This is a genomic window from Arthrobacter sp. LjRoot14, assembly GCF_964253905.1.
In the GTDB taxonomy this organism is placed as follows: Bacteria; Actinomycetota; Actinomycetes; order Actinomycetales; family Micrococcaceae; genus Arthrobacter.
Map to the genome: position 1 here is coordinate 805211 of NZ_CAXURL020000001.1, position 19518 is coordinate 824728.

A 19518-nucleotide genomic window follows, 5' to 3' on the forward strand; every position below is an offset into this window, starting at 1 on the left:
AGGGAGCCATTCCTCTGCCGAACATTCCAGGAGACCCCTCGTGAAGAAGCCGCTTGCCGCCGTCGTACTCGTTGCCGGGATGCTGCTGAGCGGCTGCGGCACTCCGAAGATGAGCGTTGAGGAAAGCTGCAGGTTCCTTAACGGGGACACCTTTGTCCCCAACGGAAACCAGCAGCAGCAGGCTGACCAGATCGCCAAGCATTACCAGGAAGTGGCGGACAAGGTAGCTCCCGAGGTCGCCGAGCCCATCCAGAAAATGGCGGACATCATGAAGAAGGTCGCCGAAACCTCACTGGGCACCAAAAGCTCCGAACAGACTGCGCAGCTGAGCGAGCAGAACAACAAGATCGGCGAAGTCTGCAAATAGCGCTTGACGGGCACCGCCGCAGCCGGTGGGCCCCGTGGCAAGGCCATCGGCTAATCTGGAGCGGTGACCCTGCGCTTTTACGACACAGCATCCGCCGAAGTCCGCGACTTCGTCCCTCTGATACCGGGCAAGGTGAGCCTGTATTACTGCGGCGCGACGGTGCAGGGCCTGCCGCACGTGGGGCACATCAGGTCGGCCATTGCCTTCGACCAGCTCACCCGCTGGCTGGAATACCGCGGATTTCGCGTCACCGTGGTCCGCAACGTCACCGACATCGACGACAAGATCCTCGCCAAGTCCGCTCTCTCCTTTGAACGGGACTTCGAGGAAGGCCCGGACGACATCCGCGAAGAGGAGTGGTGGGCACTGGCCTACCGCTACGAGCAGGCGTTCCTCAAGGCCTACGACACGCTCGGCGTTTCCCGCCCCACCTACGAGCCGCGCGCCACCGGCCACATCCCCGAGATGCACGCGCTGATCCAGCGCCTGATCGACCGCGGCCATGCCTACCCCGCCCTCGACGACTCCGGCGATGTGTACTTCGACGTCCGTTCCTGGGACCGCTACGGCTCGCTCACCCGTCAGAAGATCGAGGACATGCAGGGAGCGCCCGACGCCGACCCCCGGGGAAAGAAGGACCCGAGGGATTTTGCGCTATGGAAGGGACACAAGGACGGGGAGCCGACGTCGGCCAGCTGGCTTTCGCCCTGGGGCGCCGGCCGTCCGGGCTGGCACCTGGAGTGCTCGGCCATGGTCACCAAATACCTCGGCACCGAGTTCGACATCCATGGCGGCGGCCTGGACCTCCGGTTCCCGCACCATGAGAACGAAATGGCCCAGTCGCAGGCGGCGGGCCACGCCTTCGCCAACTTCTGGATGCACAACGGCATGGTGACATACCAGGGCGAAAAGATGTCCAAGTCCATCGGCAATACTGTCAGCCCTGCGGAAATGCTGGAGCTCGCTTCACCGCGCGTGGTTCGGTACTACCTCGGCCAGGCGCAGTACCGCTCGGTGCTGGACTACCAGCCCACTTCGCTGCAGGAAGCGGCCGCCGCAGTGGAACGGATTGACGGGTTCATCGCCCGCGCCGTACGGACCCTTGTCGGTGCTGACGGCGGCACCACGGCAAGCTACGGCTTCGCCAGCTACGGCGAGGTTCCGGACGCCTTCGCTGCGGCCATGGATGACGACCTCAATGTTCCGCAGGCGCTGGCTGCCCTGCACGACACCGTGCGGGCCGGGAACACCGCCCTGACTGCCGGCGATAACTCCGCGGCCCGGACAGCGCTGCACTCCGTCACCGACATGCTGCGCGTCCTCGGCCTGAATGACGTCGCGGCGCCCGCCCGGGATGAGCAGGCTGACACAGCCCTGGGAGTCCTTGTCGAAGCCCAGCTGGGTGCGCGGGCACAGGCGCGGGCCACCAAGGACTGGGCCGCTTCGGATGCCATCCGGGATACCCTGGCGGCGGCGGGCGTCGTTGTCGAGGATGGTCCGGATGGTGCCAGCTGGAGCCTCAAGCGCGGCTGAGCTGCTGCAGTCCGAAGGCGAGGCGGGAGCTTGGGCCGGCGATTTACCCTGAGTAAGTAGACTGGAGGTCAGACTTACTCAACAAAGCAAGGGTGAAACTCATGGCCAACAACGGTCGCCGGTCGGTCAAAGCAAAGAAGGGCCCCACCATCGGAACGGGTGGCCACGGCCGCAAGGCCCTCGAAGGCAAGGGCCCCACTCCCAAGGCGGAGGACCGCCCCTACCACAAGGCGCACAAGAACAAGCAGCTCGCCGAGCGGTCGGCCGCCAAGCGTCCGGGCGCAGCCCGCAGTGCCGGCGCCCGCTCCGGCCCCAAGGGCCGCGCCACGGAGGAAGTCGTCACCGGCCGCAACTCCGTCGTCGAAGCGCTCCGCGCCGGAATCCCGGCCAAGGCGCTCCATGTCGCCATCCGCATTGAAATGGATGACCGCGTCAAGGAGTCACTCAAGCTCGCGGCCGAACGCGGCATTCCGCTGATGGAAACCGGCAAGCCGGAACTGGACCGGATGACGGACGACGCCATCCACCAGGGTCTCGTGCTGCAGATTCCGCCCTACGAATACCAGGACGCGTACGAGCTCGCCGAGGAAACCCTGGAGAGCTGGAAGAAGGGCCACGTTGCCAACGCGCCCCTCTTCGTCGCCTTGGACGGCATCACGGACCCGCGCAACCTCGGTGCGATCATCCGCTCCGTCTCGGCCTTCAGCGGCCACGGCGTGATCGTCCCGGAGCGGCGCTCCGTCGGCGTGACTGCCTCGGCCTGGAAGACCAGCGCCGGCGCGGCAGTCCGGGTTCCCGTGGCACGAGCCGCCAACCTGAACAACACACTCAAGGCCTTCAAGAACATGGGCATCTACGTGCTTGGCCTCGACGGCGACGGCGACGTTTCGCTCCCGGACCTCAGCCTGGCCAAGGAACCCGTGTGCATCGTGGTCGGTTCCGAGGGCAAGGGCCTGAGCCGCCTGGTCCGCGAGAACTGCGACCAGATCGTTTCCATCCCGATCGACTCCGCGATGGAATCGCTCAACGCGTCCATGGCCGTCGGCATCTCCCTGTACGAGATTTCCAGGCAGCGCGCCGCCAAGTAGAGGCGGGGCCCACAGGCGACGCTCTCTCTCTCTTTTGGCGGTTTTTTACGAAACGCTCTCTCACCTTGAACCAGTTCATTCGGTGGGGGAGCGTTTCCGTTTTTTCAGAATTTGTGGCGGTTGGCCAGGACCGGGAGTTTCGCCCGGGCTTCCTTGACGACGGCGGCGTCCAGGTCGGCGAACATCAGTCCGGTCCCGGCGTCGAGCTCTTCCAGGACCTCGCCGAGCGGCGAGACGACGGCGGAGTGCCCCACACCGGTGGGCGCGGATCCCTTGGTTTCGATGCCTTCGGTGGCTGGGTCGGCCTGTCCGCACGCCAGCACGTAGGTGGTGGTATCCACGGCGCGGGCGCGGGCCAGCAGACGCCACTGATCGACCTTCCCCGGACCGGATCCCCAGGATGCACACACGATGTTGGCCTCGGCGCCCAGATCGGCGTTGGCTGTGAACAGCGCCGGGAACCGGATGTCGTAGCAGGTGGCCAGCCCGAATCTGATGCCGCCGAGCTCGAAGGTGGATGCCCGCGTTCCGGCATCCACTGTGTCCGATTCGGCGAAGCCGAAAGCGTCGAACAGGTGGATCTTGTCGTAGCTGGCCTCCACTCCGGGACCGGTGACCAGGAGGGTGTTGCGTACCTTCCTGCCATCACCGGGGGTGAACATCCCCGCCACGATCACGATGTCCGCTGCCCGGGCTATGCGGCGCACCCGGGTCGCCCACGGACCGTCCAGCGGTTCGGCGATGTCGAGGAGCGAATTCCCGAAGGCGCGCATGGTGGCTTCCGGGAAGACCACCAATTCGGCGCCCCCTTCTTTCGCTTTGCGGGCATACTTTTCCACGATGTCCAGATTCCCGGAAATGTCTCGGCCCGTAACTACCTGAGCAAGTGCAACTCGCACAATTACCTCCAACTTGGCGTGTCCTTTCAGTATGGCAACGCTGAACAAGGCCAGCCCATTTCCCGACACATAGCGCCGAATATCGGACATTTGTGTGGCACAGCTAATATTTAAGCAATGGTCATGCCACTCCTAGACACAGCCTCCACCGTGGACGCCTCCCGGCCGTTTCCACTGGGTATCAGCGTTCCGCGCACGGGGTCACCGGCAACGGACGATCCTCAGAGTGCCTGCGCCAACGTCGCGGTCTACGCCCCCGGCGTGGACACGCTGGAAATCGCCTACTGCGCGCCCGGCGGAACGTGGCAGCTGAAGACCCTGCCGAACATCACCAACGACGTCCACCACGGCATCGTGGACGGCTTCCCCGTGGGATCGCGGTACGGCTTCCGCTCCTCGCCGGAGGATGATGCCCTGCCGGTGTCAGTGCCCACCGTGGCGTTCGACGACGATGGCCAGCAGCCGCTGCTGCTGGACCCTTACGGCCGGGCCGTGGATCAACGCGACGGGTTCCTCACGAATGTCCGCATGTCCGGCGGATTCGACTGGGGCGGCGACCGCAATCCGCACGTCTCGTGGCGCAACACCATCATTTACGAAGCCCACGTCCGCGGCCAGAGCATGCTCCATCCGGACATCCCCGAGGAGCTCCGGGGCACGTACGCCGGCATGGCGCACCCGGCAATGATTGAGCACCTCACCGGCCTGGGCATCACCTCGGTCCAGCTGTTGCCTGTCCATTTCCATCTGGACGAGCCGCATCTCCAGAATCTGGGCATGACCAATTACTGGGGCTACAACACGGCGGCGTTCTTTGCGCCCCATCCGGCCTACGCCACGCAAGCCGCCCAGGCGGCAGGACCGCAGGCGGTGCAGGACGAATTCAAGGGCATGGTCAAGCTCCTGCATGCGGCGGGCCTGGAAGTGATCCTGGACGTTGTGTACAACCACACGGCCGAGGGAGGCCGAGACGGGCAGACGCTCAGCTTCCGCGGTCTGGGGGAGATGCAGTATTACCGCAATGACGGCCACGGCAGGTACGTGGATACTACCGGGTGCGGCAACAGCCTGAACTTCGGCCACCCCCGCGTGGTCCAGCTGGTCCTTGATTCGCTGAGGTACTGGGTGGACGAGTTCCACATCGACGGCTTCCGCTTCGATCTCGCGGTAACACTGTGCCGCAACGCCGCGAATGACTTCGACCCGCACCATCCCTTCCTCGTGGCCGTTGCCGCGGACCCGGTGCTGTCTTCCGTCAAGCTGATCGCCGAGCCGTGGGACGTGGGCTACGGCGGCTGGCAGACCGGACGTTTTCCGCCCGGCTGGGTGGACTGGAACGACCACTACCGTGACGCCCTGCGCTCGTTCTGGCTCGCCGACCGGGCTGCGATCGAGGCCGGCGGCCAGGGTGGTTCCGTTGCCCGTCTGGCCGACTCCATCTCCGGCTCGGCAAGCCTTTTCGCGGAATCCGGACGTTCCCGGATGGCCTCCGTCAACCTCGTCACCGCCCACGATGGCTTCACGCTGGCCGACCTCGTGTCCTACGACCGCAAGCACAACGAGGCCAACGGTGAGCAGAACCGCGACGGCCACGGGGACAACCGCAGCTACAACCACGGTTTCGAGGGACCGACCGAAGACGAAGAGATCCTGGCGCTCCGGGCCCAGACCAGCCGCAACCTGATGGCCACCCTGATGGTGTCCATGGGCATCCCCATGATCACCGCCGGCGACGAGATCGGCCGCACCCAGCAGGGCAACAACAACGCCTACTGCCAGGACAACCACATCACCTGGCTTGACTGGACCAGCACGCCTGAATCCCATGCCATGCTTCGGAGCACCAAGCGCGTCATCCGGCTCCGGAAGGAGTTCCTGGCCGGGCAGCCGCACCACTACCCCACGCGGGACAAACAGGCCTACCTGCACTGGTTCGACGAACACGGCAAGCCCATGTCCATGGACCGCTGGAACGATCCGCAGCACCGGGTGGTCCAGCTGCTGCTGGGCTCGGACGACGGCCAGGTGGACGGACTCGTGGTGGTGAACGGCAGCGCCCATGACATCAAGATCACGCTGCCGGACGTCAGCAATGACGACGGCACGGGCAAGCGGCTCTTCGAACTCCGGTTGACCACGTCGGAACTCCACGACCGCCGCCAAGGAGTCAGGGTTGCCGCCGGCGAACGTGACGTGGTGCAGTCCAACACCATCAGCATCTACCGCACGTAGGCCCGGCACATGGGGAATGCATGAGGGGGATCGCGAGGCTCCTGGTCCTGGCCGGGGTCCTGGTGCTCGTGGCCGTCCTGGGCCTGGTCCTGTCCAATACACCGGGGAGCCCGGTCAGTCCGGATATCACGGCGGGTTCGACGGCGGCGCCCGCCCCGGCCGTCGAGGGCACCGCCCCTGCCGGTCCCGACGTGCAAAACACCTCGGGCCTGGAAGCCGTCGCCGCGTCCGCCCTTCCGCCGGAGGCACGCTCGACCCTGGCCCTGATTGCCCGCGGCGGGCCGTATCCGTATGCGCGTGACGGCGCTGTCTTCAGCAATTTTGAGCGACTGCTGCCGCGGAAGCCGGCCGGCTACTACAAGGAATTCACGGTCAGGACCCCCGGCGAATCGGACCGGGGCGCCCGCCGGATCGTCGTCGGGGGGGCCGCCGAGAAGTATTACACGCCCGATCACTACGAATCGTTTCTGCATATTCTGGAAGGCAAATAGAGGCACGCATGAAGATTTACTCCGCTGATACCTGGACCGTCGAGGAGCTCCGCGAGCAGGCGTCTGATGCTGGCCGCAGAGTGCTGGTGATTCCCGCTGCCGACACGAAAAGAGCAGTGCTCCAGACGTTCGGGGAAGTGCTGGATTTCCCCGAACACTACGGAGTGAACCTCGACGCGCTCAACGACTCGCTGCACGACTTCGCGGATACCGTCACGGACGACGGCAAGGAACCTCTGACGTTCATCTGGCAGGTCCCGGCTGCCTTCCGTTCGGACCGGTCCTTCGGCATCATCTGCGAGATCCTGCAGGACGCGGAGAGCTATGCGGGCAAGAGCCTGTCGGTGATCACCGTCTGCCTCTAGCCGGACGCTCTCTCATTTCCTGCCGCCTAAACCCAAACCCTCCCTCACTTTTCGCCGTTAAAGACGAAACGCTCCCTCAGCGAGGGAGCGTTTCGTTCGACGGCGGATCAGGCGTTGACGATAAGCCCGAGTTCCGCCCGCGAGGCGAGGGCCGAATGTTTGGGCAGTACACGCACCGTGTAGCCGAAGGACCCGGAACGATCGATCAGCAGCGAGCCGCTGAAGAGGTAGCGTCCCTTGCCGAGGTCCTCCTTTGGCACCAGGTCCGCCACCGTGACGTCGGCCAGTTCGTCGCTTTCCTCGGCCCGGCCATACGCCACTTCCACGGCGACGTCGTCCGGATCGAGGTCGTGCAGCGCGATGTAGGCGTTCACCTGGAGCGTGTCGCCGATCTGCGGGTCCTCGGACACGCCAACCGAATCGACGTGCTCCACCTGGATCTGCGGCCACGCAGCACGGATCTGTGACGTCCAGGCCGCCAGGGACTTCGACTGGGCGAAGTTGTCCGCGACGGCGCTCCGTCCGGCGATCGCAGCGGGGCGGTAGAGGATGTTCACATAGTCCTGCAGCATCCGCTCAGCGGACACGGCCGGACCCAGGTGCGCCATCGTGTGTTTGATCATCGATACCCAGTGGGTGGGCACCTTCTGCGGTCCGGGCTCCGACGGTCCTGCGGCTCCGGCGCCGTCGGACACGGTGAGTCCGTAGAAGCGGGGTGCCACCTGCGTCTCGAGGAGCTCGTACAGCGCCGCTGCTTCGATGTCGTCCCGTTCCTCGGGCGAGGCGTTGTTGTTGGCGGTGGGGATGGCCCAGCCGTTTTCGCCGTCGTACATCTCATCCCACCAGCCGTCCAGCACCGAGAGGTTCAGCGAACCGTTGATGGCCGCTTTCATTCCGGACGTACCGCAGGCTTCGAGCGGGCGCAGCGGGTTGTTCAGCCATACATCGCAACCGGGGAAGAGCGTACGCGCCATGGCGATGTCGTAGTTGGGCAGGAACGCGATCCGGTGGCGCACTTCAGGATCGTCGGTGAACCGGACGAGGTCCTGGATCATCTTCTTACCGGCATCATCCGCCGGGTGGGACTTACCCGCGATCACCAGCTGGATGGGGTGTGTCTCGTGCAGCAGCAGGGCCTTGAGCCGGGCGGGTTCCCGGAGCATCAGGGTAAGCCGCTTATACGTGGGCACGCGGCGGGCAAAACCGATGGTGAGCACGTCCGGGTCCAGCACGGAATCGGTCCAGCCGAGCTCCGCGTCTGCCGCCCCGCGCTTTTTCCAGGCCGCGCGCAGCCGCTTGCGGACGTCCTCCACGAGCGAGACACGCATCTCGCGGCGGAGAGCCCAGACGTCCTCGTCGCTGACGTTGTAGGCAAGGTCCCAGCGGCCCATGGCTTCCGCCTCGGCACCGAACTGCTCGCGGGCCAGCTTGGAGACGCGGCTGTCCACCCATGTGGGGACGTGGACTCCGTTGGTCACGGAGGTGATGGGAACTTCAGAGTGGTCGAATCCCGGCCAAAGGGCCGAGAACATCCCGCGGGACACCACCCCGTGGAGCTTGGCCACGCCGTTGGCGCGCTGTGCCAGGCGCAATCCCATCACGGCCATGTTGAACACCGAGGGGTTGCCGTCCGCAAAGTTTTCGCGGCCCAGGTCCAGGATCCGGGACACCGGAACGTCGGGAGCCAGTCCGCCCTCGAAGAAGTGCTGGATCTGGGAAACCTCGAAACGGTCGATGCCCGCGGGTACCGGGGTGTGCGTGGTGAAGACGGTGGAGGCACGCCCCGCCGCGAGGGCTTCCTCCCAGCTCAGCGGACTGTCCGACGACATCAGCTCCTGGATGCGCTCGATACCCAGGAAACCGGCGTGGCCCTCGTTGGTGTGGAACACCTCCGGCGCTGCGCAACCCGTAAGGCGCTGGTAGACGCGTAGCGCCTTCACGCCGCCCATTCCCAGCAGCAGCTCCTGCTGGAGGCGGTGGTCGCCGCCGCCGCCGTACAAACGGTCCGTAATGCCGCGGGCGGCATCGTCGTTGCCCGGCACATTCGAATCGAGCAGCAGCAGGGGAACACGCCCGACGTCGGCACGCCAGATGTGTGCCAGCAGCCGGCGCCCGTGGGGGAGCGGCAGTGAGATCTGGATGGGCTTGCCGTTGCCGTCGGGGGTCTCCTCGCGCAGGAGGGTCAACGGGAGCCCGTCCGGGTCAAGGACGGGGTACGTTTCCTGCTGCCAGGCGTCCCTGGACAGGGACTGCTTGAAATAGCCGGCCTGGTAGAGCAGGCCGACGCCGATGAGCGGCACACCGAGGTCCGATGCCGCCTTAAGGTGGTCGCCGGCCAGAATTCCCAGGCCGCCGGAATACTGCGGCAAGACTTCGGTGATTCCGAATTCCGGTGAGAAATACGCGATGCAGGACGGAGCGTCGTCGCCCAGGCTCTGGTACCAGCGGGGCTGGTCCAGGTAGCGGTCCAGGTCTTCGGCGGCGGCGTGCACGCGGCGGACAACGTCCTGGTCCGCGGCCAGCCGCTGCAGTTCCTCGCGGCTCACGAGGCCCAGGAAAGTGACGGGGTCGTGTGCGCTCTCATCCCAAATAGCGGGGTTCAGTCCTTCAAAAAGTTCCCGGGTGGGCCGGTGCCATGACCACCGCAGGTTGGTGGCCAACCGGGCCAGCGGCCGGATAGATTCCGGAAGAACGGTTCGGACGGTAAATCTGCGGATAGCCTTCACCTGCGTCACACTAACGGACAAGATGGGCCGCCGGAACAGGTTTAGGTTTCTTTTAGGTAAATGACGGATTGCTTGGGGAAAAACGAAAGTTCCCTTAGCAAAATGGGGGATTTCTCGATAACGTCGAGTTTGTGACGACTAATACGCGAACCAGTGCCGGATCCAGCAAAAAGCCTAAGGCCCTGATCACGGAAGGCCTGCAGTTTGGCAGGTTCCCGATCACCGCCGTACAGCCAGTAGTGGACGGAGGTAGGTTTCCGGCGAAGGCGCTGCCCGGTGAAGGGCTCGTAGTCGGCGCGACGGCATTCCGCGAAGGGCACGATCAGCTCGGAGTCAGCGCGGTGCTGTTTGATCCCAAAGGCAAGGAGCGTCAGCGCGTCCGGCTGGCGCCGCCCCGCGGCGACCGCGGCAAGGGGACCGACAGGTGGGAAGGCATCATCACGCCGACCGGTACCGGCAACTGGTCGTTCGCCATCGAGGCCTGGCATGACCGGTACGGGACCTGGCACCACAACGCCGAGGTCAAGGTCGAGGCGGGCATCGACGTCGAACTGATGCTGGCCGAAGGTGCCGCACTGCTGTCCCAGGCGGCCGAAGACCCCGCCCGTCCGTCCGCCGACAGGCGGACCCTGCGAACCGCCGTCGTGGTCCTGTCGAACACGTCGCTGTCCCCGGAGGAGCGGCTCGCTGCCGGATTCGGATCCGAGGTGACTGACGTCGTCGAACGCCAGCCCATCCGCGAACTGGTCACAGTCTCGGAACGCTTCCCCCTTCTCGTGGAACGCGATCTGGCCGGCCGCGGCGCCTGGTACGAGTTCTTCCCCCGGTCCGAGGGTGCCGTCCGCAACCACACCACCGGGGAGTGGCAGTCAGGCACGTTCCAGACTGCTGCGAAACGGCTCGACGCAGTCGCGGAAATGGGTTTCGACGTCATCTACATGCCGCCCATCCACCCGATCGGCATCCAGCACCGCAAGGGACCCAACAACACACTGATTGCCGGACCGCACGATCCCGGTTCGCCCTGGGCCATCGGTGCCAAGGAAGGCGGCCACGACGCCATCCACCCGGACCTCGGCACTTTCGAGGACTTTGACGCCTTCGTGGCCCGCGCCCGGGAACTCGGCCTCGAGGTTGCCCTGGACCTTGCCCTGCAGGCGGCCCCGGACCACCCGTGGGTGGAGTCGCACCCGGAATGGTTCACCACCCGCGTTGACGGCAGCATCGCCTACGCCGAGAACCCGCCGAAGAAGTACCAGGACATTTTCCCGCTGAACTTCGACAACGATCCCGAGGGCCTGTCCAAGGAGATTTTTCGGATCGTGCTGCTCTGGGTGAGCCACGGCGTCAAGATCTTCCGGGTGGACAACCCGCACACCAAGCCGGTGTGGTTCTGGGAATGGCTGATTGCCAAGGTCAACAAGAAGCACCCCGAGGTTGTCTTCCTCGCGGAGGCCTTCACCCGGCCGGCCATGATGCACGCGCTGGGACGTGCCGGTTTCCAGCAGTCGTACACGTACTTCACCTGGCGGAACACCAAGACGGAGCTTGAGGAGTACTTCACCGAAGTCAGCCAGAAGTCCCCGGCATATTTCCGACCGAACTTCTTCGTGAACACACCGGACATCCTGACCGAGTACCTGCAGTACGGCGGTCCGGCCGCGTTCAAGATCCGTGCCGCCTTGGCAGCAACGGCCAGCCCGCTCTGGGGCGTCTACGCCGGTTACGAACTCTACGAGCATGTGGCCCGGCCCGGCGCCGAGGAATACATCGACAACGAGAAGTTCGAATACAAGGCCCGCGACTGGGACGCTGCGGCGGAATCCGGCCGGACGTTGGCTCCGTACCTCACTCGGCTCAACGAAATCCGCCACACCCACGCGGCGCTGGGGGACCTGCAGAACCTGACGCTGCACCACAGCACCGATGACGCCACGATCGTCTACTCGAAGCACAAGACGCTTCCGGATGGCACCAAGGACACCCTGATCATCGTGGTGAACGTCGACCCGCACAGCACCCGGGAGAGCACCGTTTCCCTGGATCTGGCCGCACTTGACCTCGACCCGGCCGACCTCACGCATAACGGCGGCTTCAGGGTGGATGATTTGCTGACCGGCGAGAGCTGGGAATGGGGCGAATACAACTACGTGCGGCTTGACGCCCACGTGGAGCCGGCACACATCCTGAACATCCGGAGGTAGCATACGTGAGTTTTAGTCCGCAGAACCCGAGCCAGCATTTCACCCCCAAGGGCACGTTCGAACTCAACGCCCCCGGCCTGCAACACGATCCCCTGTGGTACCGCAAAGCAGTGTTTTACGAAGTCCTGGTCCGAGGCTTTGCAGACGGAAACGGCGACGGGTCGGGCGATTTCCACGGGCTCATCGAAAAACTGGACTACCTGCAGTGGCTGGGCGTCGACTGCCTCTGGCTGCCGCCGTTCTTCCAGTCGCCGCTCCGTGACGGTGGCTACGACATCTCGGACTACAACTCTGTCCTGGACGAGTTCGGCACCATCAGCGACTTCAAGCGGCTCGTGGCCGAAGCCCACGCCCGCGGCGTGCGCGTGATCATCGACCTGCCGCTGAACCACACCTCGGACCAGCACCCGTGGTTCCAGGAGTCCCGCAAGGACCCTGACGGACCGTTCGGCGACTTCTACGTTTGGAGCGATACCGACGAGAAGTACCAGGATGCCCGCATCATTTTTGTGGACACCGAAGAATCCAACTGGACCTTCGACCCCATCCGGCGGCAGTTCTTCTGGCACCGGTTCTTCAGCCACCAGCCCGACCTGAACTTTGAGAACCCGAAGGTCATCGACGCTCTTTTCGACGTCGTCCGGTTCTGGCTGGATCAGGGGATCGACGGTTTCCGCGCAGACGCCATCCCGTACCTGTTCGAGGAAGAGGGCACCAACTGCGAGAACCTGCCCGCCACGCACGATTTCCTGCGCAAGCTGCGGAAGATGGTGGACGAGAACTACCCGGGCAGGGTCATCATTGCCGAGGCCAACCAGCCGCCGGTCGAGGTAGTGGAGTACTTCGGCACCGAGGAAGAACCCGAGTGCCACATGGCCTTCCACTTCCCGATCATGCCGCGCCTCTACTACGCGCTGCGGGACCAGAAAGCGGCGCCCATCATCGAGACGATGAAGGACACCCCTGACATTCCCGAAGGCGCCCAGTGGGGAACCTTCCTGCGCAACCACGACGAACTCACTCTGGAAATGGTCACTGCCGACGAACGCGCGGCCATGCTCGGCTGGTACGCACCGGACCCCCGCATGCGAGCCAACATCGGCATCCGCCGCAGGCTGGCACCACTGCTGGATAATTCCCGATCCGAGATTGAGCTCATCAATGCCCTGCTGCTTTCGCTGCCGGGGAGCCCGTTCCTGTATTACGGCGATGAAATCGGCATGGGCGACAACATCTGGCTTGAGGACCGCGACGCCGTCCGCACCCCCATGCAGTGGAACCCGGACCGCAACGCGGGCTTCTCGCACGCGGATCCGGGCAAGCTCTACCTGCCGGTCATCCAGTCGCTGGTGTACAACTACGGCATGGCCAACGTGGAGGCCGAGGCCGCGCACTCCGGCTCGCTGCTCCGGTGGACCCGGCAGATCCTTAGCGTCCGGAAGAACCACCCTGCCTTCGGGCTTGGCACGTTCAAGCACGTCGAGGCGGACCACGACGTCGTGCTTGCCTACCTGCGGGAACTGGGCCCGGACAATGCGGCGGGTGAAGACGCCGAATCGATCCTGTGCGCCTTCAACCTCTCGCAGCATCCCGTGGCCACCACGCTGCGGATTCCGCAGTATGCCGGCCGCGGCCTCCGGGACGTTTTCGGCGGCCAGCCGTTCCCGGCCATCGGCGACGACGGACGTCTTACGCTGACGCTCGGCAGCCACGATTTCTTCTGGCTCCGGATCCGTTCCGCTGCTTCCAACCCGGCCTCGCCGTTTACTCAGGCCATGCCGGTCCTGTCCATCGAAGGCTGAAATGACCCAATCCACGCTCCACCCCTCTCTCGCCGAACTGCTCCGCGGCTGGCTGCCGCGCCAGCGCTGGTTCCCCGTCAAGACAGGTGACTTCACGTTGTCACCCGTCGGCGGGGTGCGCCTGGACGACGGCAGCGGCGAGGTGGGCCTTGAGGTGTTCCTCGCTGCGGTCACGTATTCCACGGCCGACGGCGGCAGCCGCACCGATGTTGTACAGGTCCCGCTCAGCTATCGCGTTGAACCCCTGACCGGCAAGGAGGCGGCGCTGGTCGGCGAGGGCGGCGACGCCGCCCATGAACGGCGCTGGATCTACGACGCCGTCCATGACCCCGTGTTTGTCTCGGCGTGGCTGGAACTGATGCGAAGCGGCGGGACCTCGCCGGAAGGAAAGGCCGTTGGCCACCTCGTGCCCTCCGACTACCGGCTGCCCACCGCCACCGGGACTGTGAAGGTCCTCTCCGGTGAGCAGTCAAACAGTTCGGTGATAGTGGACGACGGCGGCTCCGCGGCGATCGTCAAATTCTTCCGTGTGCTGTCCGAAGGACGGAATCCGGAAGTGGAAATCGGTGCTGCCCTCACCCAGGCCAGGACCTCCGAAGTGCCCGCCACTCTCGGCTGGGTCACGGGCGAGTGGCAAGCTCCGCTGGACGCCGCCGGGGACAATCCGAGGACCGTTGAAGGCGAACTGGCTGTCGCCCATGAGTTCCTGGCTGGCGGCCGGGACGCCTGGCGGCTGGCCGTCGATGCCGCAAGTTCCGGCACTGACTTCACTTCCGAAGCCCATGCCCTGGGCGTAGCAACCGCGACAGTGCACCGCCGCCTGGCCGAGGCGCTGGGCCTGGCTGCGGAATCGGCGCCGGGAAAGGACATAGCTCCCGGAGTAGCCCAGCGCGTACGCCAGTCGTGGGCGGAAGCCGGTCCCGCCGTCGGGCAGTACGACGACGCGCTTGCCGGCCTGCTCACTCAGCTGGAAGGGAGCAACGCCGGGGCGCTGCAGCGGATCCACGGTGACCTCCACCTGGGGCAGATCCTGCAGGTGCCGGGGCACCCGGGGGAGCCGGAACGCTGGGCCATCCTGGACTTCGAAGGCGAGCCGCTGAGGCCCATCGCGGAACGCAACTTCCCTGACGTGCCGCTGCGCGACGTCGTCGGCATGTTGCGGTCCTTCGACTATGCCGCCGGTGCCGCCGAACGCGAGCGGGAAGGCGTGCATGTACCCGGTTCGTGGGTGGACGACTGCGCCGAAGCGTTCCTTGCGGGGTATGGCGAAATTACGCCCGGGACCATTGACCGCGGCTCGCCCCTGTTTGTGGCATTGTGGCTGGACAAGGCGTTGTATGAAGTTGTTTATGAGTTGCGGAACAGGCCCGGATGGCTGGACATTCCAGTGAATGCCTCACGACGTCTCCTCAGCAGTACAGGTTCCGGCGCTTCAGCCGGAGCCGCAGCGGAAGGTAACAAAATGACAGGCTCAGCACGTACAGACCGGCCCGGTGCGCCCCTCCAGGTGGACCCGGAGACGCTTGCAAAGGTGGCGTCCGGCGAATACCACGCCCCGCACTCCGTGCTGGGCGCGCACCTTGACGACCACGGTCATGTCACAGTCCGCACCGTGAAGCACCTTGCGGCCGCCGTGTCCGTGGTGACCGCCGCCGGTTCGGTACCCATGACGCACGAGGCGGACGGCGTCTGGACTGCCGTGCTCGAACCCCTCCAGCCGGGCCACGTTCCCGACTACCGGCTGGAAGTAACCTACGAGGGTGTGCCTCCGCAGGCTACGGACGATCCATACCACTACCTGCCCACGGTCGGTGAAGTGGACCTGCACCTGATCGGTGAAGGCCGCCACGAGAAGCTGTGGGAAGTCCTGGGCGCGCACGTCCAGCACTACAAGTCTTCGCTCGGCGACGTGGACGGCGTTTCGTTCGCCGTGTGGGCGCCGAATGCACAGGCTGTCAGGGTCAAGGGTGACTTCAACGCCTGGGACGGCCGGGAAAACTCGATGCGCTCCCTGGGCTCATCCGGCGTCTGGGAACTCTTCATCCCGGGCGTTTTAGCAGGGGCGTGCTACAAGTTTGAAATCAAGACCAAAGCCGGCCACTGGGTGGAAAAAGCCGACCCCCTGGCATTCGGAACCGAGGTCCCGCCGCTCACGGCGTCGCGTGTCGTTGAGTCCGCATACGCCTTCAAGGACGAGGAATGGATGGCGGCCCGCGCCGAGCGGGACCCGCACAATTCGCCGATGAGCGTGTACGAGGTCCACCTTGGATCCTGGCGGCTCGGGCTGGGGTACCGGGAGCTGGCCAAGGAACTCGTGGAGTACGTCAAGTGGCTCGGCTTCACCCACGTGGAGTTTATGCCGGTGGCGGAGCACCCCTTCGGCGGCTCGTGGGGCTACCAGGTCACGTCCTACTTCGCTCCCACGTCCAGGTTCGGCCACCCCGACGAATTCAGGTTCCTCGTGGATGCCCTGCACCAGGAAGGAATCGGCGTCCTTCTTGACTGGGTGCCGGCCCACTTCCCCAAGGACGCCTGGGCCCTGGCCCAGTTCGACGGCGAGCCACTGTACGAGCACGCCGACCCCAACCTTGGCGAGCACCCCGACTGGGGCACGCTGATCTTCGACTTCGGCCGGACGGAAGTCCGCAACTTCCTGGTATCCAATGCGCTCTACTGGCTGGACGAGTTCCACATCGACGGCCTCCGGGTGGATGCCGTGGCATCGATGCTGTACCTCGACTACTCACGCGAGGAAGGCCAGTGGCAGCCCAACAGGTACGGCGGCCGCGAGAACCTTGAGGCCATCTCCTTCCTGCAGGAAGCGAACGCTACGGTCTACAAGACCCACCCGGGCGCTGTGATGATCGCGGAGGAGTCCACCGCATTCCCCGGTGTGACCGCCCCGACCAGCGTCGGCGGCCTGGGCTTCGGCCTCAAATGGAACATGGGCTGGATGCACGACTCGCTCAAGTACGCATCCGAAGACCCGATCAACCGCAAGTGGCACCACGGAACGGTGACCTTCTCGCTGGTCTACGCATTCACGGAAAACTTCCTGCTGCCCATCAGTCACGACGAAGTTGTGCACGGCAAAGGCTCCATGCTCCGGAAAATGCCCGGTGACCGCTGGCAGCAGCTGGCCAACCTCCGTGCGTTCCTGGCGTACCAGTGGGCTCATCCCGGCAAGCAGCTGATCTTCATGGGCACTGAATTCGGCCAGGAAGCGGAATGGTCCGAACAGCACGGCCTGGACTGGTACTTGGCGGACATCCCCGCGCACCGCGGCGTCCAGTTGCTCACCAAGGACCTGAACGAGCTCTACTCATCGACTCCGGCACTTTACGAACGGGACAACGAACCGGGCGGATTCCAGTGGATCAACGGTGGGGACGCCGACCGCAACGTCCTGTCGTTTATCCGGTGGGACACCGATGGCAATCCGCTGGTGTGCGCGATCAACTTCTCCGGCGGCCCGCACCAGGGCTATACCCTGGGCGTACCTGCGGCGGGGGCCTGGCAGGAAGTCCTCAACACGGACCACTCCAGCTACGGCGGTTCGGGCGTGCTGAACCAAGGCGCGCTCACGGCTAGCACCGAGGGGCAGGACGGCCAGCCGGCGACGCTGACCGTTACGCTGCCTCCGCTCGGCGCCGCGTTCTTCAAGCCGGCCAGCTGACCTCCCTGACGGCAGTCTGTCAGCTGATCCGGCGGCGTTGAGTCGCTGGGAAAGCCCGGAATCCTTGTGATTCCGGGCTTTTCCCATGCTCGTGGGAGGCGGCTTTGTATCCTCGCCGAAGTGGTGGTACAGTTTATTTCCGCGCTGCTCCCCGGAGTTGGCCAGCCAAGACAACACGGAATGCCACAAGCACTGTGAGTCGGGATGGCCGAATTGACTCGGGTGAAGCGAGCGGGTAAGTTAGACAAGTTGCTCCGGAGCGATCCACGGCTGAGATGTTGTGGTGGTGCCGGGTGTGTCTGTTGTTTGAGAACTCAATAGTGTGCCAAGTTTGTTGATACCAATTTATTTTATGGATTGGTTGAATTGACTGGATCCGCCACCCCGTGGTGTGGTCTGGTTTTTACAGCTGGTTTCAAATTTTGTGCAGTCTGGTTCCGCGTTTTCCCGTGGTTCCTGGTTGTGTCTGTTTTTGTTTTACTTCAACGGAGAGTTTGATCCTGGCTCAGGATGAACGCTGGCGGCGTGCTTAACACATGCAAGTCGAACGATGAACCTCACTTGTGGGGGGATTAGTGGCGAACGGGTGAGTAACACGTGAGTAACCTGCCCTTAACTCTGGGATAAGCCTGGGAAACTGGGTCTAATACCGGATATGACTCCTCATCGCATGGTGGGGGGTGGAAAGCTTTTTGTGGTTTTGGATGGACTCGCGGCCTATCAGCTTGTTGGTGAGGTAATGGCTCACCAAGGCGACGACGGGTAGCCGGCCTGAGAGGGTGACCGGCCACACTGGGACTGAGACACGGCCCAGACTCCTACGGGAGGCAGCAGTGGGGAATATTGCACAATGGGCGAAAGCCTGATGCAGCGACGCCGCGTGAGGGATGACGGCCTTCGGGTTGTAAACCTCTTTCAGTAGGGAAGAAGCGAAAGTGACGGTACCTGCAGAAGAAGCGCCGGCTAACTACGTGCCAGCAGCCGCGGTAATACGTAGGGCGCAAGCGTTATCCGGAATTATTGGGCGTAAAGAGCTCGTAGGCGGTTTGTCGCGTCTGCCGTGAAAGTCCGGGGCTCAACTCCGGATCTGCGGTGGGTACGGGCAGACTAGAGTGATGTAGGGGAGACTGGAATTCCTGGTGTAGCGGTGAAATGCGCAGATATCAGGAGGAACACCGATGGCGAAGGCAGGTCTCTGGGCATTAACTGACGCTGAGGAGCGAAAGCATGGGGAGCGAACAGGATTAGATACCCTGGTAGTCCATGCCGTAAACGTTGGGCACTAGGTGTGGGGGACATTCCACGTTTTCCGCGCCGTAGCTAACGCATTAAGTGCCCCGCCTGGGGAGTACGGCCGCAAGGCTAAAACTCAAAGGAATTGACGGGGGCCCGCACAAGCGGCGGAGCATGCGGATTAATTCGATGCAACGCGAAGAACCTTACCAAGGCTTGACATGGGCCGGACCGGGCTGGAAACAGTCCTTCCCCTTTGGGGCCGGTTCACAGGTGGTGCATGGTTGTCGTCAGCTCGTGTCGTGAGATGTTGGGTTAAGTCCCGCAACGAGCGCAACCCTCGTTCCATGTTGCCAGCGCGTAATGGCGGGGACTCATGGGAGACTGCCGGGGTCAACTCGGAGGAAGGTGGGGACGACGTCAAATCATCATGCCCCTTATGTCTTGGGCTTCACGCATGCTACAATGGCCGGTACAAAGGGTTGCGATACTGTGAGGTGGAGCTAATCCCAAAAAGCCGGTCTCAGTTCGGATTGGGGTCTGCAACTCGACCCCATGAAGTCGGAGTCGCTAGTAATCGCAGATCAGCAACGCTGCGGTGAATACGTTCCCGGGCCTTGTACACACCGCCCGTCAAGTCACGAAAGTTGGTAACACCCGAAGCCGGTGGCCTAACCCCTTGTGGGAGGGAGCTGTCGAAGGTGGGACTGGCGATTGGGACTAAGTCGTAACAAGGTAGCCGTACCGGAAGGTGCGGCTGGATCACCTCCTTTCTAAGGAGCACCTACAGCAACCCTGCCCCGTGTATGCGGGTGTGGTGGTGTTGTCAGGAGTACGCCCGTTGCGCAGACGATAGTTCTGCGGCGGGTGCTCACGGGTGGAATATCAGCAAATAGCGGCCG

The 19518-nt window shown here is 64.1% G+C and carries 11 protein-coding genes and 1 rRNA gene; 10 read left to right on the top strand and 2 right to left on the bottom strand.

The features are described 5' to 3' along the window. Nucleotides 1-40: 40 nt before the first annotated feature. The 3 genes from ACSQ12_RS03855 (at nt 41) to rlmB (ending at nt 2988) form a co-directional block, all read left to right on the top strand. Nucleotides 41-367 (top strand): hypothetical protein, encoded by a 327-nt coding sequence (locus ACSQ12_RS03855; RefSeq protein ID WP_209747295.1) that lies wholly within the window; start codon nt 41-43, stop codon nt 365-367. Nucleotides 368-430: 63 nt separating this feature from the next. Then, the gene (cysS, locus tag ACSQ12_RS03860; protein ID WP_436064402.1) at nt 431-1900 is read left to right on the top strand and encodes a cysteine--tRNA ligase; all 1470 of its coding nucleotides are present in this window, start codon (nt 431-433) and stop codon (nt 1898-1900) included. 101 nt (nt 1901-2001) lie between these two features. Next, complete coding sequence (gene rlmB / locus ACSQ12_RS03865; RefSeq protein ID WP_436064403.1) at nt 2002-2988, top strand: 23S rRNA (guanosine(2251)-2'-O)-methyltransferase RlmB; 987 nt, start codon at nt 2002-2004, stop codon at nt 2986-2988. Nucleotides 2989-3092: 104 nt separating this feature from the next. Here the strand turns inward: rlmB and ACSQ12_RS03870 are convergent, their stop codons facing one another. Beyond that, the gene (locus tag ACSQ12_RS03870; protein ID WP_436064404.1) at nt 3093-3887 is read right to left on the bottom strand and encodes a carbon-nitrogen hydrolase family protein; all 795 of its coding nucleotides are present in this window, start codon (nt 3885-3887) and stop codon (nt 3093-3095) included. A gap of 117 nt (nt 3888-4004) precedes the next feature. Between ACSQ12_RS03870 and glgX the strand changes: the two genes are divergently transcribed. The 3 genes from glgX to ACSQ12_RS03885 are packed head-to-tail and all read left to right on the top strand — an operon-like array spanning nt 4005 to nt 6975. After that, nucleotides 4005-6119, top strand: coding sequence for a glycogen debranching protein GlgX (gene glgX / locus ACSQ12_RS03875; RefSeq protein ID WP_436064405.1), 2115 nt, complete (start codon nt 4005-4007; stop codon nt 6117-6119). A 20-nt stretch (nt 6120-6139) separates the two neighbouring features. After that, nucleotides 6140-6610: a ribonuclease domain-containing protein gene (locus ACSQ12_RS03880; RefSeq protein ID WP_436064406.1), complete on the top strand. Its 471-nt coding sequence runs from the start codon at nt 6140-6142 to the stop codon at nt 6608-6610. 8 nt (nt 6611-6618) lie between these two features. After that, entirely contained in the window at nt 6619-6975 is a 357-nt protein-coding gene (locus ACSQ12_RS03885; RefSeq protein ID WP_209747285.1) for a barstar family protein, read from the top strand. 107 nt (nt 6976-7082) lie between these two features. On the opposite strand, the gene glgP is transcribed toward ACSQ12_RS03885, so the two are convergent. Further along, on the bottom strand, nt 7083-9701 hold the full coding sequence (gene glgP / locus ACSQ12_RS03890) for an alpha-glucan family phosphorylase (protein ID WP_436064407.1): 2619 nt from the start codon (nt 9699-9701) through the stop codon (nt 7083-7085). 131 nt (nt 9702-9832) lie between these two features. Between glgP and ACSQ12_RS03895 the strand changes: the two genes are divergently transcribed. The 4 genes from ACSQ12_RS03895 (at nt 9833) to ACSQ12_RS03910 (ending at nt 19389) form a co-directional block, all read left to right on the top strand. Continuing rightward, nucleotides 9833-11905, top strand: coding sequence for an alpha-1,4-glucan--maltose-1-phosphate maltosyltransferase (locus tag ACSQ12_RS03895; RefSeq protein WP_436064408.1), 2073 nt, complete (start codon nt 9833-9835; stop codon nt 11903-11905). 5 nt (nt 11906-11910) lie between these two features. Then, complete coding sequence (gene treS / locus ACSQ12_RS03900; protein WP_209747281.1) at nt 11911-13707, top strand: maltose alpha-D-glucosyltransferase; 1797 nt, start codon at nt 11911-11913, stop codon at nt 13705-13707. 1 nt (nt 13708) lies between these two features. Continuing rightward, nucleotides 13709-17383, top strand: a complete 3675-nt coding sequence (locus ACSQ12_RS03905; RefSeq protein ID WP_436064409.1) for a 1,4-alpha-glucan branching enzyme — start codon at nt 13709-13711, stop codon at nt 17381-17383. 482 nt (nt 17384-17865) lie between these two features. Beyond that, nucleotides 17866-19389 (top strand): 16S ribosomal RNA (locus tag ACSQ12_RS03910). Nucleotides 19390-19518: the final 129 nt, after the last annotated feature.

What these genes read in the sequence shown, in the direction of transcription:
- ACSQ12_RS03905 (WP_436064409.1), top strand. Translation starts at nt 13,709, where the DNA reads ATGACCCAATCCACGCTCCACCCCTCTCTCGCCGAACTGCTCCGCGGC.
- glgX (WP_436064405.1), top strand. Translation starts at nt 4,005, where the DNA reads ATGGTCATGCCACTCCTAGACACAGCCTCCACCGTGGACGCCTCCCGG.
- ACSQ12_RS03880 (WP_436064406.1), top strand. Translation starts at nt 6,140, where the DNA reads ATGAGGGGGATCGCGAGGCTCCTGGTCCTGGCCGGGGTCCTGGTGCTC.
- ACSQ12_RS03885 (WP_209747285.1), top strand. Translation starts at nt 6,619, where the DNA reads ATGAAGATTTACTCCGCTGATACCTGGACCGTCGAGGAGCTCCGCGAG.
- rlmB (WP_436064403.1), top strand. Translation starts at nt 2,002, where the DNA reads ATGGCCAACAACGGTCGCCGGTCGGTCAAAGCAAAGAAGGGCCCCACC.